General features: G+C 70.8%; 24 protein-coding genes and 1 tRNA gene. 12 read left to right on the forward strand and 13 right to left on the reverse strand.

Translation table 11 applies throughout. The annotated features are described in order from the left end of the window. Positions 1 to 26: 26 nt before the first annotated feature. On the reverse strand, positions 27 to 764 hold the full coding sequence (locus ACFWWR_RS33370) for an ion channel (RefSeq protein WP_384307208.1): 738 nt from the start codon (positions 762 to 764) through the stop codon (positions 27 to 29). A gap of 77 nt (positions 765 to 841) precedes the next feature. Beyond that, positions 842 to 3,589 (reverse strand): pyruvate dehydrogenase (acetyl-transferring), homodimeric type, encoded by a 2,748-nt coding sequence (gene aceE / locus ACFWWR_RS33375; protein WP_384307211.1) that lies wholly within the window; start codon positions 3,587 to 3,589, stop codon positions 842 to 844. A 406-nt stretch (positions 3,590 to 3,995) separates the two neighbouring features. On the opposite strand from aceE, the gene ACFWWR_RS33380 reads away from it, so the two are divergent. From ACFWWR_RS33380 to ACFWWR_RS33405, 6 genes are all read left to right on the forward strand, one after another. Next, positions 3,996 to 4,433 (forward strand): DUF3052 domain-containing protein, encoded by a 438-nt coding sequence (locus ACFWWR_RS33380; protein ID WP_217240558.1) that lies wholly within the window; start codon positions 3,996 to 3,998, stop codon positions 4,431 to 4,433. Positions 4,434 to 4,560: 127 nt separating this feature from the next. Then, the gene (locus ACFWWR_RS33385; RefSeq protein WP_383871258.1) at positions 4,561 to 5,019 is read left to right on the forward strand and encodes a peroxiredoxin; all 459 of its coding nucleotides are present in this window, start codon (positions 4,561 to 4,563) and stop codon (positions 5,017 to 5,019) included. 113 nt (positions 5,020 to 5,132) lie between these two features. Continuing rightward, the gene (locus ACFWWR_RS33390; RefSeq protein ID WP_383871260.1) at positions 5,133 to 5,708 is read left to right on the forward strand and encodes a TerD family protein; all 576 of its coding nucleotides are present in this window, start codon (positions 5,133 to 5,135) and stop codon (positions 5,706 to 5,708) included. A gap of 98 nt (positions 5,709 to 5,806) precedes the next feature. Continuing rightward, entirely contained in the window at positions 5,807 to 6,382 is a 576-nt protein-coding gene (locus ACFWWR_RS33395) for a TerD family protein (RefSeq protein WP_383871263.1), read from the forward strand. A gap of 49 nt (positions 6,383 to 6,431) precedes the next feature. Then, positions 6,432 to 7,577 carry a DUF475 domain-containing protein gene (locus ACFWWR_RS33400; RefSeq protein WP_383871266.1) on the forward strand — a complete coding sequence of 382 codons (1,146 nt, stop codon included), beginning with the start codon at positions 6,432 to 6,434 and terminating at the stop codon, positions 7,575 to 7,577. Positions 7,578 to 7,672: 95 nt separating this feature from the next. Further along, on the forward strand, positions 7,673 to 8,410 hold the full coding sequence (locus ACFWWR_RS33405) for a Tellurium resistance (RefSeq protein WP_383871268.1): 738 nt from the start codon (positions 7,673 to 7,675) through the stop codon (positions 8,408 to 8,410). 58 nt (positions 8,411 to 8,468) lie between these two features. On the opposite strand, the gene ACFWWR_RS33410 is transcribed toward ACFWWR_RS33405, so the two are convergent. After that, positions 8,469 to 9,239 carry a TerD family protein gene (locus tag ACFWWR_RS33410; RefSeq protein WP_383871271.1) on the reverse strand — a complete coding sequence of 257 codons (771 nt, stop codon included), beginning with the start codon at positions 9,237 to 9,239 and terminating at the stop codon, positions 8,469 to 8,471. Between the two features lie 189 nt (positions 9,240 to 9,428). On the opposite strand from ACFWWR_RS33410, the gene ACFWWR_RS33415 reads away from it, so the two are divergent. The 3 genes from ACFWWR_RS33415 to ACFWWR_RS33425 are packed head-to-tail and all read left to right on the forward strand — an operon-like array spanning position 9,429 to position 13,905. Then, complete coding sequence (locus ACFWWR_RS33415; protein WP_384307214.1) at positions 9,429 to 10,595, forward strand: HpcH/HpaI aldolase/citrate lyase family protein; 1,167 nt, start codon at positions 9,429 to 9,431, stop codon at positions 10,593 to 10,595. 23 nt (positions 10,596 to 10,618) lie between these two features. Further along, positions 10,619 to 13,090 carry a phosphoribosyltransferase gene (locus ACFWWR_RS33420; RefSeq protein WP_384307217.1) on the forward strand — a complete coding sequence of 824 codons (2,472 nt, stop codon included), beginning with the start codon at positions 10,619 to 10,621 and terminating at the stop codon, positions 13,088 to 13,090. Then, a complete protein-coding gene (locus ACFWWR_RS33425; RefSeq protein ID WP_384307220.1) occupies positions 13,090 to 13,905 on the forward strand; it encodes an HAD family hydrolase in 816 nt (271 codons plus the stop codon). The genes ACFWWR_RS33420 and ACFWWR_RS33425 overlap by 1 nt, the downstream gene beginning before the upstream one ends. 229 nt (positions 13,906 to 14,134) lie before the next feature. Here ACFWWR_RS33425 and ACFWWR_RS33430 read toward each other — a convergent pair whose 3' ends face one another. From ACFWWR_RS33430 to ACFWWR_RS33440, 3 genes are all read right to left on the reverse strand, one after another. After that, entirely contained in the window at positions 14,135 to 14,359 is a 225-nt protein-coding gene (locus tag ACFWWR_RS33430) for a zinc ribbon domain-containing protein (protein ID WP_383871282.1), read from the reverse strand. Positions 14,360 to 14,402: 43 nt separating this feature from the next. Next, positions 14,403 to 15,794: a hypothetical protein gene (locus ACFWWR_RS33435; protein ID WP_384307222.1), complete on the reverse strand. Its 1,392-nt coding sequence runs from the start codon at positions 15,792 to 15,794 to the stop codon at positions 14,403 to 14,405. A 74-nt stretch (positions 15,795 to 15,868) separates the two neighbouring features. Then, on the reverse strand, positions 15,869 to 16,639 hold the full coding sequence (locus tag ACFWWR_RS33440; RefSeq protein WP_384307225.1) for a DUF4097 family beta strand repeat-containing protein: 771 nt from the start codon (positions 16,637 to 16,639) through the stop codon (positions 15,869 to 15,871). A 245-nt stretch (positions 16,640 to 16,884) separates the two neighbouring features. Between ACFWWR_RS33440 and ACFWWR_RS33445 the strand changes: the two genes are divergently transcribed. Continuing rightward, positions 16,885 to 16,956: transfer RNA gene (locus ACFWWR_RS33445), tRNA-Val, on the forward strand. Between the two features lie 45 nt (positions 16,957 to 17,001). Here ACFWWR_RS33445 and ACFWWR_RS33450 read toward each other — a convergent pair. Continuing rightward, complete coding sequence (locus tag ACFWWR_RS33450; protein WP_383871290.1) at positions 17,002 to 17,346, reverse strand: hypothetical protein; 345 nt, start codon at positions 17,344 to 17,346, stop codon at positions 17,002 to 17,004. Positions 17,347 to 17,450: 104 nt separating this feature from the next. On the opposite strand from ACFWWR_RS33450, the gene ACFWWR_RS33455 reads away from it, so the two are divergent. Next, a complete protein-coding gene (locus tag ACFWWR_RS33455) occupies positions 17,451 to 18,023 on the forward strand; it encodes a GNAT family N-acetyltransferase (RefSeq protein WP_383871293.1) in 573 nt (190 codons plus the stop codon). Between the two features lie 10 nt (positions 18,024 to 18,033). On the opposite strand, the gene ACFWWR_RS33460 is transcribed toward ACFWWR_RS33455, so the two are convergent. The 4 genes from ACFWWR_RS33460 to ACFWWR_RS33475 form a co-directional block, all read right to left on the reverse strand. Then, the gene (locus ACFWWR_RS33460) at positions 18,034 to 18,606 is read right to left on the reverse strand and encodes a dihydrofolate reductase family protein (RefSeq protein WP_384307228.1); all 573 of its coding nucleotides are present in this window, start codon (positions 18,604 to 18,606) and stop codon (positions 18,034 to 18,036) included. Between the two features lie 76 nt (positions 18,607 to 18,682). Beyond that, positions 18,683 to 19,678 carry an alpha/beta fold hydrolase gene (locus tag ACFWWR_RS33465; RefSeq protein ID WP_384307231.1) on the reverse strand — a complete coding sequence of 332 codons (996 nt, stop codon included), beginning with the start codon at positions 19,676 to 19,678 and terminating at the stop codon, positions 18,683 to 18,685. Positions 19,679 to 20,100: 422 nt separating this feature from the next. After that, positions 20,101 to 20,310 (reverse strand): hypothetical protein, encoded by a 210-nt coding sequence (locus tag ACFWWR_RS33470; protein ID WP_383871299.1) that lies wholly within the window; start codon positions 20,308 to 20,310, stop codon positions 20,101 to 20,103. Positions 20,311 to 20,478: 168 nt separating this feature from the next. Then, on the reverse strand, positions 20,479 to 21,381 hold the full coding sequence (locus ACFWWR_RS33475; RefSeq protein WP_384307234.1) for a ketopantoate reductase family protein: 903 nt from the start codon (positions 21,379 to 21,381) through the stop codon (positions 20,479 to 20,481). A 144-nt stretch (positions 21,382 to 21,525) separates the two neighbouring features. Here ACFWWR_RS33475 and ACFWWR_RS33480 point away from each other — a divergent pair, with 144 nt between their 5' ends. Next, positions 21,526 to 21,756, forward strand: coding sequence for a DUF2277 domain-containing protein (locus ACFWWR_RS33480; RefSeq protein WP_383871305.1), 231 nt, complete (start codon positions 21,526 to 21,528; stop codon positions 21,754 to 21,756). A 192-nt stretch (positions 21,757 to 21,948) separates the two neighbouring features. Here the strand turns inward: ACFWWR_RS33480 and ACFWWR_RS33485 are convergent, their stop codons facing one another. Together ACFWWR_RS33485 and ACFWWR_RS33490 are read right to left on the reverse strand one after the other, a co-directional pair. After that, complete coding sequence (locus ACFWWR_RS33485) at positions 21,949 to 22,575, reverse strand: DedA family protein (protein WP_383871363.1); 627 nt, start codon at positions 22,573 to 22,575, stop codon at positions 21,949 to 21,951. Between the two features lie 233 nt (positions 22,576 to 22,808). Further along, positions 22,809 to 23,261: a DoxX family protein gene (locus ACFWWR_RS33490; protein ID WP_383871308.1), complete on the reverse strand. Its 453-nt coding sequence runs from the start codon at positions 23,259 to 23,261 to the stop codon at positions 22,809 to 22,811. Positions 23,262 to 23,267: the final 6 nt, after the last annotated feature.

Below are 23,267 nucleotides of genomic sequence, written 5' to 3' on the forward strand. Positions count from 1 at the left end.
GCCGAAGTGACCGCTCGCGCACCGGCTCAGGGCCGAAGCGACCGCTCCCGCAACACCGCAACCTCGTCCCGCAACGCCCGCACCTCGTCGGTCAGCGTCCGGATCGCCTCGGTCTGCCGCCGCTCCTCCACGTCGTCCTTCTCGAACCGCGCGATGAACCACGCGGCGATGTTCGCGGTCACCACACCCAACAGCGCGATGCCGGACAGCATCAGTCCCACGGCGATCATCCGGCCCAGCCCGGTGGTCGGCGCGTGGTCCCCGTACCCGACGGTCGTCATCGTCGTGAACGACCACCACACCGCGTCACCCAGCGTCCTGATGTTCCCGTCCGCCGACTCCCGTTCCACCGACAGCACGGCCAGCGACCCGAACATCAGCAGGCCGACCACAGCCCCGGCGACATACGTCGTCAGCCGGATCTGCGAGGCCATCCGCGCCCGCCGCTGCACCAGCAGCAGCGTCGACACCAGCCGCAGCAGTCGCAGCGGCTGGAGCAGCGGCAGCGCCACCGCACACAGGTCCAGCCAGTGCCTCCGTACGAACTGCCGGCGATCCTCGGCGAGGACCAGCCGTACGAGGTAGTCGACGGCGAACGCCCCCCACACCACCCACTCGACCGCCGTGCACGCGAAGGTCAGCGACCGGCTCGCCGGGTCGACCACGATGGGCACGGCATAGGCGATGGCGAACACCACCGCGAGCGCGAGCAGGGGTCGCTGGGTGCGCCGTTCCCAACGCACCTGCGCCGGTTGTTCCTTCATGACGGCATCGTAAAGAAGTGGTAAGGGCGGTGGGGACACGGGCCCCACCGCCCTTCAGCCGTGCACGCCGCGCAGTGCTACGCGTCGCCGCCCGCGGCCCCCGGGTCCGCCGCCGAGACGTCGAGGAGCTGGTACCGGTCGATGGCCTGCTTCAGAGCCGACCGGTCGACCTTGCCCTCCTTGGCCAGCTCGGTCAGCACGCCCACCACGATCGACTGCGCGTCGATGTGGAAGTGCCGGCGGGCCGCCCCGCGGGTGTCGGCGAAGCCGAAGCCGTCGGCGCCCAGCGACTGGTACGTCCCCGGCACCCACCGCGCGATCTGGTCCGGAACCGACCGCATCCAGTCGGACACGGCCACGAACGGCCCCTCCGCGCCGGACAGCTTCCGCGTCACGTACGGCACCCGCTGCTCCTCCTCGGGGTGCAGCAGGTTGTGCTCCTCGCACCGCACGGCCTCGCGCCGCAGCTCGTTCCAGGAGGTCGCCGACCAGACGTCGGCCTTCACGTTCCACTCCTCGGCGAGGATCTTCTGCGCCTCGACCGCCCAGGGCACGGCCACACCGGACGCCATGATCTGCGCCGGGATGGATCCCGCGGTGCCCGCCGCGAAGCGGTGGATGCCCTTGACGATGCCCTCGACGTCCACGTTCTCGGGCTCGGCCGGGTGCTGGATCGGCTCGTTGTAGACGGTGAGGTAGTAGAAGACGTCCTCACCCACCTTGCCGTCGGCGGTCTCGCCGTACATCCGGCGCAGACCGTCCTGCACGATGTGCGCGATCTCGAAGCCGTAGGCCGGGTCGTACGCCACGCAGCCCGGGTTGGTCGAGGCGAGCAGCTGCGAGTGGCCGTCCGCGTGCTGGAGGCCCTCACCGGTCAGGGTCGTACGGCCGGCGGTCGCGCCCAGGACGAAACCGCGTGCCAGCTGGTCGGACATCTGCCAGAACTGGTCGCCGGTGCGCTGGAAACCGAACATCGAGTAGAAGACGTACACCGGGATGAGCGGCTCGCCGTGCGTGGCGTACGACGAACCCGCGGCGATCAGCGAGGCCGTGCAGCCCGCCTCGGAGATGCCGTCGTGCAGCATCTGCCCGGTCGGCGACTCCTTGTACGCGAGGAGCAGGTCCCGGTCCACGGCCTCGTACTGCTGGCCGAGCGGGTTGTAGATCTTCGCACTCGGGAAGAACGAGTCCATGCCGAAGGTGCGGTACTCGTCCGGCGCGATCAGCACGAACCGCTTGCCGATCTCCTTGTCCCGCATGAGGTCCTTGAGGAGACGGACGAAGGCCATGGTCGTCGCGATGGACTGCTGGCCCGAGCCCTTCTTCACGGTCGCGTACGTCTTGTCGTCCGGCAGCGCGAGCGGCTGCGAGCGCACGACGCGCGTCGGGACGTAACCGCCGAGCGAGTTGCGGCGGTCGTGCATGTACTGGATCTCCTCCGAGTCCCGGCCCGGGTGGAAGTAGGGCGGCAGGCCCGACTCCAGTTCCTTGTCGGAGATCGGCAGGTGCAGCCGGTCGCGGAAGCCCTTGAGGTCGGCGACCGTCAGCTTCTTCATCTGGTGCGTGGCGTTGCGGCCCTCGAAGTTCGGGCCCAGCGTCCAGCCCTTGATCGTCTTGGCGAGGATCACGGTCGGCTGGCCCTTGTGCTCCACGGCCGCCTTGTACGCCGCGAAGATCTTCCGGTGGTCGTGACCGCCGCGCCCGAGGTGCAGGATCTGGTCGTCGGTCATGTTCTCGACCATCGCGCGCAGCCGGTGGTCGTCCCCGAAGAAGTGGTCGCGGATGTACGCGCCCGTCTCGGTGGCGTACGTCTGGAACTGCCCGTCCGGCGTGGTGTTCATCTTGTTGACCAGCACGCCGTCGCGGTCCTGCGCCAGCAGCGGGTCCCAGGTGCGGTCCCACACCAGCTTGATCACGTTCCAGCCGGCGCCCCGGAAGATCGACTCCAGCTCCTGGATGATCTTGCCGTTGCCGCGCACCGGGCCGTCGAGCCGCTGGAGGTTGCAGTTGACGACGAAGGTGAGGTTGTCCAGGCCTTCACGGGCGGCGATGGACAACTGGCCGAGCGACTCGGGCTCGTCCATCTCGCCGTCCCCGAGGAACGCCCAGACGTGCGACTTCGAGGTGTCCGCGATCTCGCGCGCGTGCAGATAGCGGTTCATCCGGGCCTGGTAGATCGCGCCGATCGGGCCGAGGCCCATCGACACGGTCGGGAACTCCCAGAAGTCCGGCATCAGCCGCGGGTGCGGGTAGCTGGACAGGCCGTAGGGCGCCTTCGACTTCTCCTGGCGGAACGCGTCCAGGTTCTGGTCGCTGAGGCGGTCCAGCAGGAACGCGCGGGCGTAGATGCCCGGCGATGCGTGGCCCTGGAAGAAGACCTGGTCGCCGCCGTCGCCCTCGTCCTTGCCGCGGAAGAAGTGGTTGAAGCCGACATCGTAGAGCGAGGCCGAGGAGGCGAAGGTGGCGATGTGGCCGCCGACGCCGATGCCGGGCCGCTGGGCGCGCGAGACCATGACCGCGGCGTTCCACCGGGTCGCGTTCAGGATCCGGCGTTCGATCTCCTCGTTGCCCGGGAAGAACGGCTCGGCCCTGGTGGGGATGGTGTTGACGTAGTCCGTGCTGCGCATCTCGGGCACGGCCACGCGCTTCTCGCGGGCGCGCTCGATGAGCCGGAGCATCAGGTAGCGGGCCCGCTCCCGGCCGCGCTCGTCCACGGCGGCGTCGAGGGAGTCGAGCCACTCCTGGGTTTCCTCGGGGTCGAAGTCAGGAACCTGACTCGGAAGGCCGCCAATGATGATCGGATTGCGATCGGATCCGGAAGCCACGCTGTTCCTTACCTGTCAGAGGGCTGCTTTGCGAGGGTTTCCTCGGGGTTTTCGTATGCCTGCACCGATCCCCATCGTGTACCTCGCCGTCGCAAACGTCATCTCTACTGTGAGGTAATCAAGGCTTCGGACGCACGGGCGCCCCCAGGTGGGGTTCCCAAACGCACAAACAGGGCAGAAAGGTGTGTGCTGCGTCACTCGGACTCGGGACGGTGTGCCGCGGGTTGCGGCGACACGGCCGGTATCGTCACCGTTTCGGCGGTCTGAACGGCCGGGTACTTGCGCGATCCGCCCCGCCCGTGTGGACTACGGCCAATGCTTCGCGCACGCGCGTGGCTGAGACTCCCCCAAGCCCTTGAAGGGCTCGGGGGGACCCCCATCCAAGAACATGATCAGGAGGCAACCCGTGAGCGCGACCGCGGACCACGCGGAGGAGCGGACGAACCCTGCCGTCAGGCTGGGGTTCCAGCCCGAGCAGGTGGTCCAGGAGATCGGCTACGACGACGACGTAGACCAGGAACTCCGCGAGGCCATTGAGGAAGTCATCGGCACAGACCTCGTGGACGAGGAATACGACGACGTCGCCGACGCCGTTGTGCTGTGGTTCCGCGACGAGGACGGCGACCTGACCGATGTACTGGTGGATGCCATCACGTACATCGAAGAGGGCGGTTCGATCCTGCTGCTGACCCCGAAGACCGGCCGGGACGGCTACGTGGAGCCGAGCGACATCTCTGAAGCCGCGACCACGGCAGGGCTGTCCGCGTCCAAGAGCGTCAGCGTCGGCAAGGACTGGAGTGGCAGCCGGCTGGTGACGCCGAAGGCCGCCAAGTCCAAGAAGTAGCCCGCAGCGCCGGACGGGCTGGGCTCAGCTCGGCAGTGGCCGAGACCCCCAGCCCGTCCGAAGGCCCTCGGTGATCGCTGCGTAGGGTGTTCTCACCCGAACAGCCCACGAAGGGACATCCGAGGCGATGGCGATCCAGGTCGGCGACAAGGCCCCCGACTTCGAGCTCAAGGACAACCACGGCGCGACCGTGAAGCTGTCCGACTTCCGCGGCAGCAAGAACGTCGTGCTGCTCTTCTATCCCTTCGCCTTCACCGGCGTGTGCACCGGCGAGCTGTGCGAGCTGCGCGACCACCTGCCGCAGTTCGCCGACCGCGACACCCAGCTGCTCGCCGTCTCGAACGACTCCATCCACACCCTGCGCGTCTTCGCCGAGCAGGAGGGCCTGGACTACCCGCTGCTCAGCGACTTCTGGCCGCACGGCGAGGTCTCCCGCGCGTACGGCGTCTTCGCCGAGGACAAGGGCTGCGCGGTGCGCGGCACCTTCGTCATCGACAAGGAGGGCGTCGTGCGCTGGACCGTCGTCAACGCCCTGCCGGACGCGCGTGACCTGAACGAGTACGTCAAGGCGCTCGACACCCTGTGATTCTTCGGTTCCAAGCCATGCGTGGTGCGGGAACCCGTCACTAGGATCGACTCGTTGATCCGACATCGAACGCACGGCGGGGCTCCCCGCCCCTGGACACCAATGGAGGACTCGTGGGAGTCAGCCTCAGCAAGGGCGGCAACGTATCTCTGAGCAAGGAGGCTCCTGGCCTGACCGCGGTCATCGTCGGTCTCGGGTGGGACATCCGCACCACCACCGGCACCGACTTCGACCTGGACGCCAGCGCACTGCTGCTGGAGGCATCCGGCAAGGTCTCCAGCGACGCGAACTTCATCTTCTTCAACAACCTCAAGAGCCCGGACGGCTCGGTCGAGCACACCGGCGACAACCTCACCGGTGAGGGCGAGGGTGACGACGAGCAGATCAAGGTCAACCTCGCCGCCGTCCCGGCCGACGTCGAAAAGATCACCTTCCCGGTGTCGATCTACGACGCCGAGAACCGCCAGCAGTCCTTCGGCCAGGTGCGCAACGCGTTCATCCGCGTGGTGAACCAGGCCGGCGGCGCCGAGATCGCCCGGTACGACCTCTCCGAGGACGCCTCCACCGAGACCGCCATGGTCTTCGGCGAGCTCTACCGCCACGGCGCGGAGTGGAAGTTCCGCGCCATCGGCCAGGGCTACGCCTCGGGCCTGCGCGGCATCGCACAGGACTTCGGCGTCAACGTCTGATCGGACCTCGGGTCTCATCGTCCGGCGCCGCACCGTTTGCGTGCGGCGCCGAACGTGCAGGACAAGCAGAGAAGAACTCTCGGGGAGGGACCAGCATCATGGGCGTCACGCTCGCCAAGGGAGGCAATGTCTCCTTGTCCAAGGCCGCACCCAACCTCACTCAGGTGATGGTCGGGCTCGGCTGGGACGCGCGCTCCACCACCGGCGCGCCCTTCGACCTCGACGCCAGCGCGCTGATGTGCAACAACGGGCGGGTGCTGGGCGACGAGTGGTTCGTCTTCTACAACCAGCTCAAGAGCCCGGACGGCTCGGTCGAGCACACCGGCGACAACCTCACCGGTGAGGGCGAGGGCGACGACGAGTCGCTGCTGATCGACCTCTCCAAGGTGCCCGCCAACGTCGACAAGATCGTCTTCCCGGTCTCGATCCACGACGCGGACAACCGCGGCCAGACCTTCGGCCAGGTCAGCAACGCCTTCATCCGCGTGGTCAATCAGGCGGACGGACAGGAACTCGCCCGCTACGACCTCTCCGAGGACGCCTCCACCGAGACCGCGATGATCTTCGGTGAGGTCTACCGGCACCAGGGCGAATGGAAGTTCAGGGCGGTGGGGCAGGGGTACGCGTCGGGCTTGCGGGGCATCGCTCTAGACTTCGGAGTCAATGTTTCGTAAAGCCGAGTACGGCGCGGTAATGACCCGTACTTACAGGATTGGGTAGCCAGTGGTTCTGAAAACCTTCGGCTGGTCGTTCGCGGTCACCGCGCTCGGCCTCGTCGCGGCGGTCTTCTACGGGGGGTGGACCGCTTTCGGTGTTGTGGCGATCCTCTCCATCCTCGAGATCTCGCTGTCCTTCGACAACGCAGTGGTCAACGCCGGAATCCTGAAGAAGATGAGCGCCTTCTGGCAGAAGATCTTCCTCACCATCGGCGTGCTCATCGCCGTGTTCGGCATGCGACTGGTCTTCCCCGTCGTCATCGTCGCCGTCAGTGCCTCGATGGGCCCGATCGAGGCCGTCGACCTCGCCCTCACCGACAAGGACCGCTACGAGCAGCTGGTGACCGACGCTCACCCGTCGATCGCCGCCTTCGGTGGCATGTTCCTGCTGATGATCTTCCTCGACTTCATCTTCGAGGACCGGGACATCAAGTGGCTGGGCTGGCTGGAGCGGCCGCTCGCCAAGCTCGGCAAGATCGACATGCTGTCGGTCTGCATCGCCCTGATCGTGCTGCTGATCTCCGCGATGACCTTCGCGGCCAACGCCCACCAGCACGGCGGCACACACGCCGACAAGGCGGAGACGGTCCTCCTGTCCGGTGTCGGCGGCCTCATCACCTACATGATCGTCGGCGGTCTCTCCGGCTTCTTCGAGGACAGGCTCGAAGAGCAGGAGGAGCGCGAGCACGAGGAGGAGGAAGCCGCCGAACGCCAGGGCAAGCCCCGCTCGGCGGTCGTCATGGCCGGCAAGGCCGCGTTCTTCATGTTCCTCTACCTCGAGGTCCTGGACGCGTCCTTCTCCTTCGACGGCGTGATCGGCGCCTTCGCCATCACCAACGACATCGTCCTGATGGCGCTGGGCCTCGGCATCGGCGCGATGTACGTCCGGTCGCTGACCGTGTACCTCGTCCGGCAGGGCACCCTCGACGACTACGTCTACCTGGAGCACGGCGCGCACTACGCGATCGGCGCCCTCGCCGTGCTCCTCCTGGTCACCATCCAGTACCAGATCAGCGAACTCATCACCGGTCTCATCGGTGTGGCCCTGATCGGCTGGTCCTTCTGGTCCTCCGTGCGCCGCAACAAGGCACTGGCAGCGGCCGAGGGAAAAGCGGGCACGGACGACAAGACTGAGGTGTCGTCCGGGGTGTGACACCCCCCGGGGTGAGGAACGCTCTGTGCGGGGCGGCGACGAGGCGACTCCTCGGCGCCGCCCCGCCGGTCTTTGACGTGAAGGTGGGGGCGGGAATGGGTTTCTTCGACGGGCTCCGGCGCGGGCGGGAGTCCGACTTCGACTCGGGCAACGCGGCGACCAACTCCATCGAGCTGACCAAGCGGCACAGCCAGGTCTCCCTCACCAAGCAGGGCGCGGCCACCGGGCACCTGCGCGTCAACCTGGCCTGGCGGATGCGGACGTCCGACTTCGGCGGCTCCCAGCGGGAGAGTCTGCTGCGGCACCCCTTCAGGGCGCTCAAGCCGCCGGAGGTGCTCGGGCACAGCCAGAGCATGGTCAACGTCGACCTCGACCTGGGATGCCTGTACGAGCTCCAGGACGGCACCAAGGGGGTCGTGCAGCCGCTCGGGGGCTTCCTCGGGGAGATCAACGGGGCGCCGTACGTGAAGCTCAGCGGGGACGACCGGTTCGGGTCGGCGTCCGGGGAGACGATGTACGTCAACCTCGACCACCGGGACGCGATCAAGCGGTTGCTGGTGTTCGTGTACATCTACGACCAGACGCCGGCTTTCGACCGTACGCACGCGATCGTCACGCTGTATCCGAGCAACGGGCCGCGGATCGAGATAGGCCTCGACGAGCGGCATCCCCAGGCCCGGTCGTGTGCGGTGGTGATGATCGAGAACGTCAAGGGCGAGCTGGTCGTCCGGCGTGAGGTGAAGTTCGTCTACGGGTTCCAGGCGGAGCTGGACCGGTTGTACGGGTGGGGACTGCAGTGGGGCCGGGGGTACAAGGCGAAGGCGGAACGCTGACGCCCGGTCCTGGGCGTGCCCTGTCGTATGGTTCCCGACGCCCCGTGGGGCGTCTCCCCTAGCGGCCGATGAACTGCGGCCCCTGCGGCGGCAGCCGGAACTCCTGGGCCGGTATCGCCGTCACCGGCTGCGGGTAGCCGTACGACGGCTGGACCGTGGGGACGGGCTGCTGGGGGTAGCCGTAGGCCGGCTGCGTCGGGACCATCGTCGGCTGTTCCGGGGGCAGGGGCTGGGAGATCTCCGGTGCCTCCTGCGTCACGGCCCCGTCCGGGGCTTCCTGCTGTTCCGAGTCGTCCACCGCGATGCCGAAGTCGGTGGCCAGGCCCTGCAGGCCGTTGGAGTAGCCCTCGCCCAGGGCGCGGAACTTCCAGCCCTCGCCGCGGCGGTACAGCTCACCGCAGATCAGGGCGGTCTCCTGGCCGGTCTCCGGCTTGATGTCGAAGTGGGCCAGCGGCTCGCCCTCGGTGCGGGCGGCGTCGTACAGCAGGATGCGCAGGCCCTGTACGCGGTCGAAGGTGACGTCGTCCGCGGAAGCGACCAGAAGAATCCGGCTGACATCGGACTCGACACCGACCAGATCTGTCTGGATCGTGTCCGTGGGGCCCTCGGCGACACGTTTCTTGCCGAGCAGCCGGACCTTTCCCGAGGGATGACGGGGCTGGTTGTAGAAGACGAAGTCCTCGTCGGATCGCACACGACCGTCGGGGCCGAGGAGCAGCGCCGAGGCGTCGACGACCGGTACTCCCTGGCCGGGCGCCCAGCGCAGCACAGCGCGTACCGTTGTGGCTTCGAGCGGGACGTTCGACCCCTTCAGCATCGCGTGCGTCATGCGGTCATCCTGCCTTCTCGGTCCTGGTCACGACAACGCGGGGTGGCAGATCCGTGTGTTTGGCTGTGCGTGTCCGCGTTACCTGAAGTTCATGCCGTGCGGGAACCTGTGACATGGATCCCTACGTACTATTACCGGCCACCTGTGGACAGCCCGCAGGAGGTCGATCAGCATCCACGGGGGAGTTTTATGCGTCATTTCGGGCACATCGCCCCTGAGGTGCGGCAGCGCCTCTTCCACCAGGAGCCCTGCGAGTTCACCGCGGACTCCTCGGCCCGGCTGCTCTCCGTGGCCCTGGGTGCCACGCTCTACAGTCCGGCCACCCGGCCGCGGCTCGCCGACGACATCGTCAAGCAGACCGGGCGCGGCGTGGTCTCGATGGTGCTGTGCCTGGAGGACTCGATCGGCGACGAGGACGTCGTGGACGCCGAGGAGAACCTCGTACGGCAGTTCACTGACCTCGCCGGGCGCGAGGGAATGGACCCGCCGCTGCTGTTCATCCGGGTCCGCACCCCCGAGCAGATCCCCGACCTCGTACGACGTCTCGGCCCCGCCGCCCGGCTGCTGTCCGGGTTCGTGATGCCGAAGTTCACCGAGGAGCGCGGGATCCCCTTCCTGGAGGCGCTGGGGACCGCCGAGTCGGCGAGCGGGCGGCGGCTCTTCGCGATGCCCGTGCTGGAGTCGCCCGAGCTGCTGTACCGGGAGTCGCGGGTGGACACCCTGGAGGGCATCTCCCGCGCGGTCGACAAGTACCGCGAGCGCGTCCTGGCGCTGCGCCTCGGTGTGACCGACTTCTGCTCCTCGTACGGCCTGCGCAGGGCGCCGGACATGACCGCCTACGACGTCCAGGTCGTCGCCTCCGTGATCGCCGACGTGGTGAACATGATGGGCCGGGCCGACGGCACCGGGTTCACGGTGACCGGGCCGGTGTGGGAGTACTTCCGCGTCCAGGAGCGCATGTTCAAGCCGCAGCTGCGCCGCAGCCCCTTCCTGGAGGGCCAGGCCGAGGAGCTGCGCGAGGCGCTCATCGAGCACGCCATGGACGGCCTGCTGCGCGAGATCACCCTCGACCAGGCCAACGGCCTGCAGGGAAAGACCTGCATCCACCCCTCCCACGTGCTCCCCGTGCACGCACTCTCCGTGGTCAGTCACGAGGAGTTCAGTGACGCCCACGACATCCTGCGGCCCGAGCGCGGCGGCGGCGGTGTGCTCAAGTCGGCTTACACGAACAAAATGAATGAAGTGAAGCCGCATCGCGCCTGGGCCGAGCGGACCCTGCTGCGCGCCGAGGTGTTCGGTGTGGCGAACGAGGACATCGGCTTCGTGGAGCTGCTCGCGGCCGGAATCCCCGAGTGAGACCGCCGAACAACAAGGGACGCATGAATCACGCAGTGAACAAGGCCGTCTGGTCCGGCAGCTGGGTCGCCGAGCGACTCGGTGTCGAACTGGTGGGCGACGACGAGCTGACCGGTCTGCTGGGGCTGGCACTGCGCCGCAACCCCAAGCGGGCGCACCTGCTCGTGTCGAACGTGCTCGGCAAGCACGTCCCGCAGTCGCCGTCCGTCGTCTACGGCCACGGCTTCGCCCTCGGCCGCCGGGTCCGCGAGCTGCTCGGCACCGACGAGGCCCGCGGGGCCGTCGTCCTCGGCTACGCCGAGACCGCCACCGGCCTCGGCCACTCCGTCGCCGACGGCCTGGGCCTCGCCCCCTACCTGCACTCCACCCGCCGCCCGGTCCGGGGTGTCGCCACGGCCGGCGGCTTCGAGGAGGCCCACTCGCACGCCACCTCCCACCTGCTGCTGCCCCAGGACCCGGCGCTGCTGGCCGGGGACGGGCCGCTGGTCCTGGTCGACGACGAGTTCTCCACCGGGAACACGATCCTCAACACCATCCGTGACCTGCACGAACGCTATCCGCGCGGACGGTACGTGGTGGTCGCCCTGGTCGACATGCGCTCGCCTGCCGACGCCGGGCGCCTGGACGTCTTCGCCCGGGAGATCGGCGCCCGGGTGGACCTGGTGACGGCAGCCTCGGGGACCGTACGGCTTCCGGAAGGGGTGCTGGAGAAGGGGCAGGAGCTCGTCGCCCGGTACGAGGCGGCGGCGCCCGGGACGACGGCGCCCGAGGAGGCGTCGTACGGCCGGATCACCCGTGTGGACCTGCGCTGGCCCCGGGGCCTGCCCGACGGCGGGCGGCACGGCTTCACGCCGCAGCACCGAATACGCCTGGAGGGCGCCCTGCCCGCCATGGCCGCCCGGCTCGCCGAGGCGCTGCCCGCACAGGCCCGGCGGGTGCTCGTCCTCGGCTTCGAGGAGCTGATGTACGCGCCGCTGCGGCTGGCCCGCGAGCTGGAGCAGGTCGCGGACGCTGAAGTGCGCTACTCCACCACCACCCGCTCGCCCGTCCTCGCGGTCGACGACCCGGGCTACGCGATCCGCAGCCGCCTCGTCTTCCCCGCCCACGACGACCCGGCCGACGGCCCCGGCGAGCGCTACGCCTACAACGTGGCGGGCGGTGGCTTCGACACCGTCGTCGCCGTCGTCGACTCGGCCGCCGACACGCCCGGACTGCACGCGCCCGGCGGCCTGTTGGACCGGCTGGCCGCCCACACCCCGCACGTCGTCCTCGCGGTCGTGCCCGCGTACGTGCCCGAGCCGCTGTACGCCGCCGTCACCCCTGGAGAAAGATCCGCCATGCTGCCCGAGCCCCTCCGCGGCCCCGCCTTCTCCTCGTACCCGCCCGAGGAGGTCGGCTGGCTGCTCCAGGACCTCTCGGACGTGACGCTGGAGGCGCCGACCGAGGAGCGCGAGGAGGCCATCCAGAGCGGCGGCGCCCACTACGCCGAGTCGCTGCCGGTGGAGTACCAGCCCAGCGAGCAGTACCAGGAGCTGTTCCACACGGCGCTGGACGCGTCGGCGGGTCGACTGGCGCTGGCGGTGGGCGCGGTCACCGAGCTCGTCCTCACCGAGCGGTCGCCCCGGCCGGTGCTCGTCTCGCTCGCTCGCGCGGGCACGCCCGTCGGCGTGCTGATGCGCCGCTGGGCCCAGTTCCGGCACGGCCTCGACCTGCCGCACTACGCCGTCTCCATCGTGCGCGGCCGGGGCATCGACGCCAACGCGCTGCGCTGGCTGGCCGCCCACCACGACCCGCGCGACGTCGTCTTCGTCGACGGCTGGACCGGCAAGGGCGCCATCACCCGTGAACTCGCCGACGCCGTCAAGGAGTTCGAGACCGCAGGCGGTGCGGCCGGCTTCGACCCGGAGATCGCGGTGCTCGCCGACCCGGGCTCGTGCGTGCGGACGTACGGCACCCGCGAGGACTTCCTCATACCGTCCGCGTGCCTCAACTCCACGGTGTCCGGCCTGATCTCGCGCACCGTCCTGCGCGCGGACCTGGTCGGCCCGAACGACTTCCACGGCGCGAAGTTCTACCGCGAACTCGCGGGCGCCGACGTGTCGGTGGCCTTCCTGGACGCGGTCGCCGCCCGCTTCCCCGAGGTGGTGGATGCCGTCGACGCACAGGCCAAGGAGCTGCTGTCCGGCGACCGCGCCCCGACCTGGGAGGGCTGGGCGGCCGTCGAGCGCATCAGCGAGGAGTACGGCATCCACGACGTGAACCTCGTCAAGCCCGGTGTCGGCGAGACCACCCGGGTGCTGCTGCGCCGGGTGCCCTGGAAGATCCTGGCGCGGGCCGGGGCGGGCGCCGACCTCGACCACGTGCGTCTGCTGGCCGAACAGAGAGGTGTCCCGGTGGAAGAGGTCGCCGAACTCCCGTACACCTGCGTGGGGTTGATCCACCCCAAGTACACGCGGGGCGCGACGGGCGCCGACGGCAGGGCGGTGACGGTCTGATGCCGGTGCTGGTGGCCAGTGACCTCGACCGTACGCTCATCTACTCCGCCGCGGCCCTCGCGCTGACCATGCCGGACGCGCGGGCGCCCCGGCTGCTGTGCGTCGAGGTGCACGAGAGCAAGCCGCTGTCCTACATGACGGAGACCTCGGCCGCCCTGCTCGCCGAGCTGGGCGACGCGGCGGTCTTCGTGCCGACCACGACCCGGACCCGCAAGCAGTACCAGCGCATCAACCTGCCGGGCCCCGAGCCCACGTACGCGATCTGCGCCAACGGAGGTCACCTCCTGGTGGACGGGGTCTCCGACCCCGACTGGCACGCGCGGGTGACGGCCCGGCTGGCCGACGAGTGCGCGCCGCTCGACGAGGTGCGCGAGCACCTGATGCAGACGGCCGACCCGCTCTGGGTGCGCAAGCACCGGATCGCCGAGGACCTGTTCGTCTACCTGGTCGTCGAACGCGAACTGCTCCCCGAGGAGTGGGTGAAGGAGCTCGCCGTCTGGGCGGAGAACCGCGGCTGGACGGTCTCCCTCCAGGGCCGAAAGATCTACGCCGTCCCGAAGCCGCTCACCAAGAGCGCGGCCATGCGCGAGGTCGCCCGCCGCACCGGCGCCGAACTCACCCTCGCCGCGGGTGACTCCCTCCTCGACGCCGACCTGCTCCTGGCGGCGGACCGGGGCTGGCGCCCGGGCCACGGCGAGCTGGCCGACGCGGACTGGAGCGCTCCGATGATCAGCGCGCTGCCGGAGCGGGGCGTGCTGGCGGGGGAGCGGATCCTGCGGGAGTTCCTGCGGGAAGCGCGGCAAGGGGCCGTGTGAGGGCCTGAGCGGGTGGGCGTGGACGGCTGAAGGGCCTGAGCGGACGCGCGTGGTGGCGGCCGACTGGAGGGCCGTGAGCGGGTGGGCGTGAGGGCGGCTGTACGGCCCTGAGGCCTACGAGTTCGCGCTCACGTCCCGCACCCGCCTGCGGCGGCCCGACACCGGCCGCCGCGGCAGCCGTACGCCGCGGCAGCCGTACGCCGCGGCAGCCGTACACCGATGAACGCGGTCAGCCGCAGCAGCCCCCGCCGCAGCAACCGCCCCCGCCACCGCCGCCCGACCGGGGTGCCGGGGCGGGTGCGGAGGCCGAGCCGCCGACCGCCACCGTCGACAGGAGCTTGACCGTGTCGTCGTGGCCCGCGGGGCAGTCGGCAGGGGCGGAGGACTCCGCCATCGGACGGCTCAGTTCGAAGGTGTCGCCGCAGGTCCGGCAGCGGTACTCATAGCGAGGCATGGGCACAGGTTAACCGGCGTCCGCCCGATGCCGCAGGGGCGAGTCAGTGCCCGGACCCGCGCTCGTCCCGGATCTGGCCCACCACCCGCGCCACCGACTGCCGGACCGCCTCGGTCTCCGTGAGGAAGTGCCAGTAGTCCGGGTGGCGGCCCTCCAGCGTGCCGATCGCGCGGTCGAGGCGGGCGACCGCGTCGTCCAGGGGGCGGGCGTGGCGGGGGTCGGGGGTGTTACGGCCGGCCATCGCGAGGCGCTGGGCGTCCCGGATGGCGAAGCGGGTGCGGTCGATCTCCTGCCGCGGGTCCTTCTGCACCTCGTTCAGCCGGCGCAGCCGGTCCCCGGCGGCGGAGACGGACTCGTCGGTGGTGTTCAGCAGCGCCCGGACCGTGGACAGCAGGGCGGTCGCGTCCGGCCAGCGCTGTTCGTCGCGGGCGGCGCGGGCCTCGCGCAGCTTCAGCTCGGCCTGCGCCACGTTCTCCGCGGCCTGGTCGGGCACGTGCTGGAGGTCCTGCCAGCAGGCGGCCACGAAGCGGCGCCGCAGCTCGCTGAGGACCGGGTCGACCTGTTCGGCGCGGGTGGTGAGGGCCTGGGCGCGGGTGCGCAGGGAGACCAGCCGGTGGTCGATCTCGGCGGCCCGCTCCGGCAGCCGCTCGGCCTCCACCCGGACCGACTCGGCCTCCCGCGCCACGCGCTCGGCCCGCTCCAGCGTCTGGGGGACGCCATGCGCTCCGGCGCCCTGGTTCAGCTTGGTCAGCTCGGGAGCGAGGGTGGCGAGCCGGGCGGCCAGGTCGTCCGCCTTCAGCCCTGATTCCCGTACCGCGTCGAGCGCGTTCGACGCCGCCAGAAGTCCCTGCCGGGCCCGCTCGACGGCGGGGGCGAGACGGGCCAGCTGGGTCTCGGCCTTGCCGAGCAGCGGCCCGAGCCCGGTCGTGAACCGGTCGAGGTCCTGCTTGACCCGGCCCAGTTCGTCCTTGGCCCGGGTGAGTTCGGTGCGGGCCTGCGCGGCGGCCGAGGCCTCCAGGTCGTCGCGGTCCAGGTCGTGCGCGTCGACGGCGTTGATGTACTGGAAGCTGGCCTCGTCGATGCGGGTGCTGATCGCCTGGAAGTCGGCGACCGCGCGCCGGGCGGCGGGCGAGTCGTCGACGGCCGTGATGGTCTCTATCGAGATCCGCAGATCGCGCTGGGCGGTGTCGAGCTCGTAGAACGCGGCCGCGGCGGCGTCCTTCGCGGACTGCGCCTCGGCCCGCTGGCTCTCCGCGCGCCCGCCGAACCAGCGCCGGGTGCCGCTGCCCCCGCCGCTCGCGAAGGCGGTGGGCAGCGCGAGCGCGACCACGAGGGGCAGTCCGAGCAGGGCGAGGGTGTCCCGCAGTGCGTGACGCACAGGAGGGTGTGCGTGCGGCACCAACGGCGAGTACGGCTGCGAAGGTGTCGCCGTCACATCCCTCTCCCGTGCTGTGTTCGACCTTGCCCGCTGTCATTCTCCCACCGGTTAAGGACGAACACACGGGCCGGTCAGTTCGCCGTACGGACCGTTACTTTGCCGTCGCCCGTCCGCGCGGACACCACGTGGGAGCTGGAGTCGTCCCGGGGCACCGAAATGTCCTCGGCGCCGTCGCCCGTTGCGGCCCTCACCCGGTACGTGGCGTCGGGCAGCGCGATCGTCACGGATCCGTCGCCGCTGCGGGACTCCACCAGGTCCGGTACGGCGCCCAGTTCGAGGTGGACCGAGCCGTCGCCGGTCCGGGTGCGCACCTCGCGCGAGGAGACCTCGGCGCGCACCGAGCCGTCGCCGGTCCGCAGCTCCAGCGGGCCGCTGGAGTCGGTGACGCGCACCGAACCGTCGCCGGTACGGATGTTCAGCGCGTCCTCGAAGCCCCGCGCGCGCACGCTGCCGTCGCCGTCCACGACGTTCACCGCGATGCCGCGCGGCACCTCGATCCGGTGCTTGGCCGCGCAGTCGGCGACGACGCCGGTGCACTTGAGCCGCAGCTTCAGCCGGTCGTCCTTCATGGACCAGGTCACCTCGGGGTCCTTGCCGAGGGCGACCGAACCCTGGAACCAGCGGGTGACCTCGACCGTGCCCGCCTTGTGCGAGTCGGCGGCGACGATCTCCAGTGCTGAGTCGTCGGAGTCGATCGTGAGCGTCTCGCCCCGCAGGGCGAAGGACCGGTGGTCGGGATCCTTGTCGTCCGCGGCGGCGGCACCACACGCGGTGGCACCGGCGACGAGAGCCGCGACCACACCGGCTACGGCGACGGCACGGACGGGAACGGTACGGGCCATGACGATCTCCCCCTGGGACGAGCGGCGAAGCTCCTGCTACGACGCTCTTCGACCGTACGGATCCCGGCCTCGCGCGGGCATCCGGGCCGCTCCCGGATTGCCGGTGGGGATAACCCCCGGGCCGGTCTCGGGGTCGGCCGGGATGCCGGCCAGGGATGGCGGCGGGGGACGGGGGCCATGGATGCCCACCGGGATACGGGTTTGCGGGGCAGTGCCCCGGGCAATGTAGGCTGTCGACTCGTCTCGGGTGCGTAGCTCAGGGGTAGAGCGCCTGCCTTACAAGCAGGATGTCGGCGGTTCGAAACCGTCCGCGCCCACACCAGGAGAAGACCCCGGCCGACCATGGCCGGGGTCTTCGTGGTTCAGGAACCCTCTTTCTCCGGCGTCTCGTGCGCGTGCTTCAGCTTCATGCGCGCGTCCACCAGTTCCGGCGCCGCGATCTCCGCCCAGAAGCGGTGGCCGCTCACGAAGACCGCCAGTTCGTGCTCCCGGCGACGGAGCTTCTCCACCGCGGCCTGTTCGTCGGCCGTCCAGCCGGGGGAGGCGGGCCGCTCCACCTTGCGCCAGCCGCCCGCGTCACTGAAGCCGTCCAGGGGCTCGACCGACCAGGGAAGCCGCTTGAGCAGGGCCGACAGCTCGGCCCGGACCTGATGCAGCTCCTCCTGACCGGCGAGGAGGTCACTCGGAAAGTCATAGGTCGTAGCCACGGCACAATGCTACGCCTGTTCGATTTTGGGTGGCGAGTTCCTTCGGGTGGTTCATGCGAACGGGTGTGCTCGCGTCGCCCGGAACGCCGTGACACGGTGGTGCCATGACCGTCGAGGTGCGCCCGGCTTCGGTCTTCGAGGACGTCCGTAGGCTCCTCGGCCCGAAGTCACCCGGGGCCAATGTCTGCTGGTGCCTGAGCTACCGGATCCCCTCCAGGCTCAACAACGAGCTGCGCGGGCCGGCCCGCGGTGAGTACGTCGCCGAGCTGTGCCGTGCGGGACCCCCGCCGGGGGTGCTCGCCTACGACGGTGACGAGCCGGTCGGCTGGGCCGCCGTGGCGCCGCGCGAGGACACCTCCTTCGCGCACAGCCGCAAGATCCCGCACGTCGACGACCTGCCGGTGTGGTCCCTGTGGTGTGTCCGCGTGCGCCCCGGACACCGGAAGAAGGGGATCTCCCACGCCCTCATCGCCGGCGCGGTCGCCTTCGCCCGCGCCCACGGCGCGCCCGTTGTCGAGGCGTACCCCCTCGACAACGGGGACGCCAGGGTCGACCTGACGATGGCGTACGCCGGGATCCGGAAGAACTTCGAGCGCGCCGGGTTCGTCCACGCCGCCGACACCACCTCCGTGCTGGCCGGTCATCCCCGGATCCTGATGCGGCTCGACCTGCGCTGAACCCGCGTCCCTAGCGGCGGACCCGGTACCGCAGGTGCAGCACCCGGTCGCCCTGGATCACGACGTGCGGGTCCTCGAGCAGATGCCTGGCGTCGACCGATCCGAAATACCGCTTGCCCGAGCCGAAGACCACCGGGACGACGTCCATCGCCACCTCGTCCACCAGGCCGAGCGCGAGCGCCTGGCCGCCGACGTCGCCCGCGGCCACGGCGACCGTGCGCTCCCCCGCGAGTTCCTTCGCCTTCGCGATCGCCCGGGCCACGTCGTCGACGAAGTGGAACGGCGCCTCGGGGTGCCAGCCCTTCGGCCTCGGCCGGTGCGACACGACGACCAGGTGCTCGCCCGCGGGCGGTACCCCCTCCCAGCCGTCGGTCATGTCGAAGACGTGGCGGCCGACCACGAGTGTCCCGATCTGCGCCAACATCGGCCCGACGTACTCCGCCGAGGTCTGTGAGACCTTGGCGTACTCGTTGAGCGGGACGTCGCCGTTGGAGTACCAGTCGAAGAGCGGGCCGACCTGGTCGTCCGCGTCGGCGATGAAGCCGTCCACGGAAACGACGTCGTGCATCACCACGGCACTCATCACATCTCCCAGGTGCTTCGAGGGCTTCGGTCAACGCATAGACCCGGCACGCCCCCGAAACTCATCGCCACGCCGCTCAGCCGGTGGGCAGTGCGCCCAGCCAGGCGGTCAGCAGGCGGTTGACCTCCTCGGGGCGCTCCTGCTGGATCCAGTGGCCGCAGCCGTCGAGAAGGTGTGAGGAGCGCAGGCCGGGAAGGGTGGCGGGGAAGGCCTCGATCGCGTCCGCCAGCCAGGTCGTCGAGGCGTCCAGGGTGCCGCCGAGGAACAGGGACGGCTGGGTGACGGGGGCGCCGGTGAGGTCGGCGAGGTCCTTCCAGTCGTGGTCCATGGCGCGGTAGCGGTTCAGGGCGCCGGTCAGACCGGTGCGCTCGAACTCCCTGGCGTACACGTCGAGTTCCGCCTCGCCGAGCCAAGTCGGCAGCCGGTCGGCCGGGAAGCGGTCGCGGAGGGTTCCTCCGGGGCTCACGAAGTGCGGGTCGGGGGCGCCGGGCGCGGGCATGGTGTCCGCCGAGAGGGCGGCGTAGAAACCGGCCAGCCAGCCGCGTACGTCCGGTTCGATCTCGCGCTCGGCCCGGCCCGGCTCCTGGAAGTAGGAGACGTAGAACTCCTCCTCGCCGCCGCCCAGTCGGGCGAAGATCTCGCTCGGCCTGGGGCCGCCGGGCGGCGAGTACGGCACGCTCAGCAGGCCGACCGCGCGGAACACGTCGGGGCGCAACAGCGCGCAGTGCGCGGCGATGGTCGCGCCCCAGTCGTGTCCGACGACCACCGCGGACCGCTCTCCGAGCGCCTCGACCACGGCCGCGCTGTCCGCCACCAGGTGGCGCATCCCGTACGCCTCCACCGCGTCCGGCCTCGACGAACGCCCGTATCCGCGCACGTCCACGGCGACCGCGCGGTAGCCGGCGGCGGCCAGGGCCGGCAGCTGGTGACGCCACGAGTACCAGGACTCCGGGAAGCCGTGCAGCAGCAGGACCATCGGTCCCTCACCCAGCTCCGCCGCGTGAACGCGGCCGGCGGGGCCGGGGAGCAGATGGTGGGTGACGTCCCTGAGCTGGGCGGCCTGCTGTGGCATGCGTCCTCCGTGCGTACGTCGGGTGCGGCGGCGGCACGCCCACGGGCGGCTGCGCTGCGGCTCGTACGTCGATCCTGCGGGTCGGCGGTGGCCGGGCGCGAGGAGTGTTGCCGGTTCGGCAAAACGGCGCGGCGCCGAGGCGGCACTGGCATCGGCACTGGCACCGGCGTGGCACCGGCACCGGCACTGGCACCGACACTGGCACCGGCGTGGCACCGGCACCGGCACTGGCACCGACACTGGCACCGGCGTGGCACCGACACCGGCACCGGCGTGGCACCGACACCGGCACCGGCGTGGCACCGGCACCGGCGTGGCACTGGCACCGGCGTGGCACTGGCACTGGCACCGGCACGGCACCGGCTGTGGACGAGAAACGTCACCGGGGCGGAGAGGGCCGACCGGCCGCCCCGGTGTGTCGCTCAGCTCCAGCGCCGACGGCAGCCGCGTCTCGGCCGAAACGCGCGCGCCGCGGTGACGTCGGCCTGCTCCGCTGGTGGCCGGGACGCGAACAGGTTGTACGTCCAGCCGCCCTCCTGCCTCAGTACGAGGGCCGCCGACCCGTCGACCAGGACCGGGGCGGTGCCGGGGTCGGTCGGGGCGTCCTCGGCCGTGCGGGCGCCGAGGGGCACCGGGCCGGTCTCCGTCTCGTCGTAGGCCCAGCCGTGCCAGGCCGAGGTGACCTCGGGGGCGATGCGGTCGGTCCGCTCGTCGGGGAGCCGGAAGAGGACCCTGCCGCTGGTGGCGTCCAGGACGTGCGTCCCGTCCTCCGACCCCGCCGTGACACGAGGGGCCCCGCGTCAGTGGCCGGCGTCCCTCAACTCCCGTACCAGACGGGCCGTTACCGGCACCCGTACGCAGTGCCGCTCGGCCGCGCGCAGCAACGCCCCACCGATCGCGTCCAGTTCGAGGGGACGGCCGGCCTCCGCGTCGCGCTGCATCGACGACTTCATCGCGGGCGGGAAACTGTCGTAGCGGGCGAGTGCCACGGCCGGGTCCGCCGGGCCGCCGCAGGCGGCGCTGACCTCGGCGGTCTCCTCCACCAGGGCCGTCAACTCCTCGCGGTACTTCGTGCGGACGTCGCCCAGCGGGAGTCCATGACGGGTCGTCAGCAGCGCGAACGGTGCCAGGAACGACATCTTCGCCCACAGGGCCGCCGACTCGTCGGGCAGCACGCGGGTGGTCGGACCGGCGGCGGTGAAAGCCTCCGCCAGCGCGTCGAGGCGCTCGCGGGGGACGCCGTCGCCGGTGAGGTCGACCTCCGCGAAGGGGCTGCCGTGCTCGATCACGCCCGGTGCCACCCGCGTCGACTCCACGCGGATGACGGCGGGGGCCACGCGGTCGGGGCGGTACCGGGTGCGAAGGGTCGCCGGGTGTTCCACGCCGTTCAGGAGCGGTACGACCAGGCCGTCGCCGAGGGCCGCGGGCGGGACGCGGTCGAGGGCGGCGTCGAGGCTCGTGTGCTTGACGGCGACCACGCAGGCGTCGACCGGCTCGCGCAGGGTCGTGTCCGCCTCCACGCGGGCGGTGAAGTCGCCGAACCTCTCGCTGCGGACGCCAATTCCGGCCGTGCGGAGCGTGTCGGCGGTCTCCTCGCCGGCCAGGCAGACCACGCGGTGACCGGCACGGGACAGGAGCGCGGCGAGGAGGCCGCCGGTGCCGCCGGGGCCGAGTACGGCCACGGTCAGTTCGTCATGCGCCATGATGCTGGGTTCCCCTCTTCGGTCGGCCCCGGGACGGTGGCCGCCTCGCTGTGATCATCCCAGGCGGGCTTCGGCGGTGGCCGTCGTTCGTGGAAATCGGGGCAAGGCGCGGCGGTATTCCCCGGCAGGAGCGAGACTGGAGACATGTGCCGCAGTATCAAGACGCTTCGTCCACCCGTCCTGCCCGAGGAGGCGACGGAGGAGGACATCCGGGCCGCCGCCCTGCAGTACGTCCGCAAGGTCTCCGGGTTCCGGGCCCCCGCCGCGCACAACCGTGAGGTCTTCGACCGGGCCGTCGACGTGATCGCGGAGGCCACGGCGGAACTGTTGGCCGGCCTGGAGGTACGGGGCTCCGCCGCGCAGCGGGCGGGGTAGAGCGGACCGGGTAGAGCGGACCGGCGTCTGCCGGGTGCCCGATGGTGGTGCCGGGCGGGGATGCCGCGCGGTCCCACGCTGCGGGGTGCCGGCGGAGTACGGCGTCGGTGGCCCGTGAGCCGTCGCCCGCACGCCCGCCTGTCATGACCCCGCGGGCATCCCCGGCGGACCAGCGGCCTCCGTCGACCCTCGCTACTGTGCCTCCGCCGGTTGCGGGCGGCGTCTCATCACGTATGCCGCTCCCGCTCCCGCCCCGAACAGCGCCAGTACCGACACTCCCGTCGCCAGCCAGGTCGTGCCCAGCCACTGGGCACCGTAGTAGCCGAGGGCGACGCTGTAGGCGGCCCAGGAGAGGCCTGCGAGGGCGGACCAGGGGAGGAAGTCGCGGGCGCGGTGGTGGGCGGCGCCGGCGCCGAGGGAGACCACCGAGCGGCCGGCGGGGGCGAATCGGGCGAGGACGACCAGGACGCCGCCACCGCGGGCGAGGGCCGCGCCGAGACGTTCCTGCGCGGTGGTCAGCCGGGGGGAGCGGGCGATCGCGCGGTCCAGGCGGGCCCCGCCGCGCCAGGCCAGGCGGTACGCGACCAGGTCGCCCAGCACGGACGCGGTCGCGGCGCAGAGGATGAGGGCAAGGAGGTCGGGAACCTCGTGCGCCGGGACCTGGCCGGTCGCCGCGCCGGTGCCGGCGGCAGCCGCCGTGGCGGCCGCGATGACGAGGACGCCGCTCGGCAGGACCGGAACGAACACGTCCAGCAGGACGGATGCGGCGATCACCGCGTAGATCCATGGGCTGCCGGTCAGCAGCCCCACACTCTCCATGCTTTCCAGCACCGCGAACTCCCCGTGGTCCCCCGTGGCCAGACCTGCCGCGATGTCGCGGGGGAGCGGCAGGGGCGGCCTCAAAAGCCATACAGCGTACGCCTCGGGTCTGACAGGAGATTCACGGGGGGCTCGTGTGTTCGGCACCGTATGTTCACCCGGCTGGCACGCGACGGCGCCCGCCCCGCGTGAGCCGCACGGGACGGGCGCCGTCGTTCGGGGGTGGCCGCGGGTCAGGCCGCCACCGGCGTCTGCTCCCTGGCCTCCTTCTCCGCCGCCGTGGAGCGGTTGGCGAACAGCCGGTCCAGGCCGAAGGCGCCGGACCCGGTGAAGACCAGCAGCAGGAAGGCCCAGCAGAACATCGCTGCACCCTCGCCGCTGTTCTCCATCGGCCACAGGCCGTTCGGCTGGTGGACCTTGAAGTAGGCGTAGGCCATGGCGCCCGAGGAGACGAACGCGGCGGCCCGCGTGCCCAGGCCGAGCAGCACGAGCGAGCCGCCGACCAGCTCGATCACGGCCGCGTACCAGTTGGGCCAGGCGCCGGTCTCGACCGTGCCGCCGTTGCCGTCGGCGCCGCCGAGGACGCCGAAGAGCGAGGAGGCACCGTGGCAGGCGAAGAGCAGGCCTAAGACGATGCGGAACAGGCCGAGCGCGTACGGCTGGGCGTTGTTGAGACGTGCGGTCATGTGGGG

Source organism: Streptomyces sp. NPDC058678 (assembly GCF_042714835.1).
Lineage (GTDB): Bacteria > Actinomycetota > Actinomycetes > Streptomycetales > Streptomycetaceae > Streptomyces.

Coding starts and splice junctions, on each gene's coding strand:
- ACFWWR_RS33370 (WP_384307208.1), bottom strand. CDS start 764: ATGAAGGAACAACCGGCGCAGGTGCGTTGGGAACGGCGCACCCAGCGA.
- ACFWWR_RS33420 (WP_384307217.1), top strand. CDS start 10,619: ATGAATCACGCAGTGAACAAGGCCGTCTGGTCCGGCAGCTGGGTCGCC.
- ACFWWR_RS33460 (WP_384307228.1), bottom strand. CDS start 18,606: ATGAGTGCCGTGGTGATGCACGACGTCGTTTCCGTGGACGGCTTCATC.
- ACFWWR_RS33395 (WP_383871263.1), top strand. CDS start 5,807: ATGGGCGTCACGCTCGCCAAGGGAGGCAATGTCTCCTTGTCCAAGGCC.
- ACFWWR_RS33385 (WP_383871258.1), top strand. CDS start 4,561: ATGGCGATCCAGGTCGGCGACAAGGCCCCCGACTTCGAGCTCAAGGAC.
- ACFWWR_RS33490 (WP_383871308.1), bottom strand. CDS start 23,261: ATGACCGCACGTCTCAACAACGCCCAGCCGTACGCGCTCGGCCTGTTC.
- ACFWWR_RS33405 (WP_383871268.1), top strand. CDS start 7,673: ATGGGTTTCTTCGACGGGCTCCGGCGCGGGCGGGAGTCCGACTTCGAC.
- ACFWWR_RS33425 (WP_384307220.1), top strand. CDS start 13,090: ATGCCGGTGCTGGTGGCCAGTGACCTCGACCGTACGCTCATCTACTCC.
- ACFWWR_RS33475 (WP_384307234.1), bottom strand. CDS start 21,381: ATGGCGCATGACGAACTGACCGTGGCCGTACTCGGCCCCGGCGGCACC.
- ACFWWR_RS33430 (WP_383871282.1), bottom strand. CDS start 14,359: ATGCCTCGCTATGAGTACCGCTGCCGGACCTGCGGCGACACCTTCGAA.
- ACFWWR_RS33410 (WP_383871271.1), bottom strand. CDS start 9,239: ATGACGCACGCGATGCTGAAGGGGTCGAACGTCCCGCTCGAAGCCACA.
- ACFWWR_RS33415 (WP_384307214.1), top strand. CDS start 9,429: ATGCGTCATTTCGGGCACATCGCCCCTGAGGTGCGGCAGCGCCTCTTC.
- ACFWWR_RS33440 (WP_384307225.1), bottom strand. CDS start 16,639: ATGGCCCGTACCGTTCCCGTCCGTGCCGTCGCCGTAGCCGGTGTGGTC.
- ACFWWR_RS33455 (WP_383871293.1), top strand. CDS start 17,451: ATGACCGTCGAGGTGCGCCCGGCTTCGGTCTTCGAGGACGTCCGTAGG.
- ACFWWR_RS33480 (WP_383871305.1), top strand. CDS start 21,526: ATGTGCCGCAGTATCAAGACGCTTCGTCCACCCGTCCTGCCCGAGGAG.
- ACFWWR_RS33485 (WP_383871363.1), bottom strand. CDS start 22,575: ATGGAGAGTGTGGGGCTGCTGACCGGCAGCCCATGGATCTACGCGGTG.
- ACFWWR_RS33465 (WP_384307231.1), bottom strand. CDS start 19,678: ATGCCACAGCAGGCCGCCCAGCTCAGGGACGTCACCCACCATCTGCTC.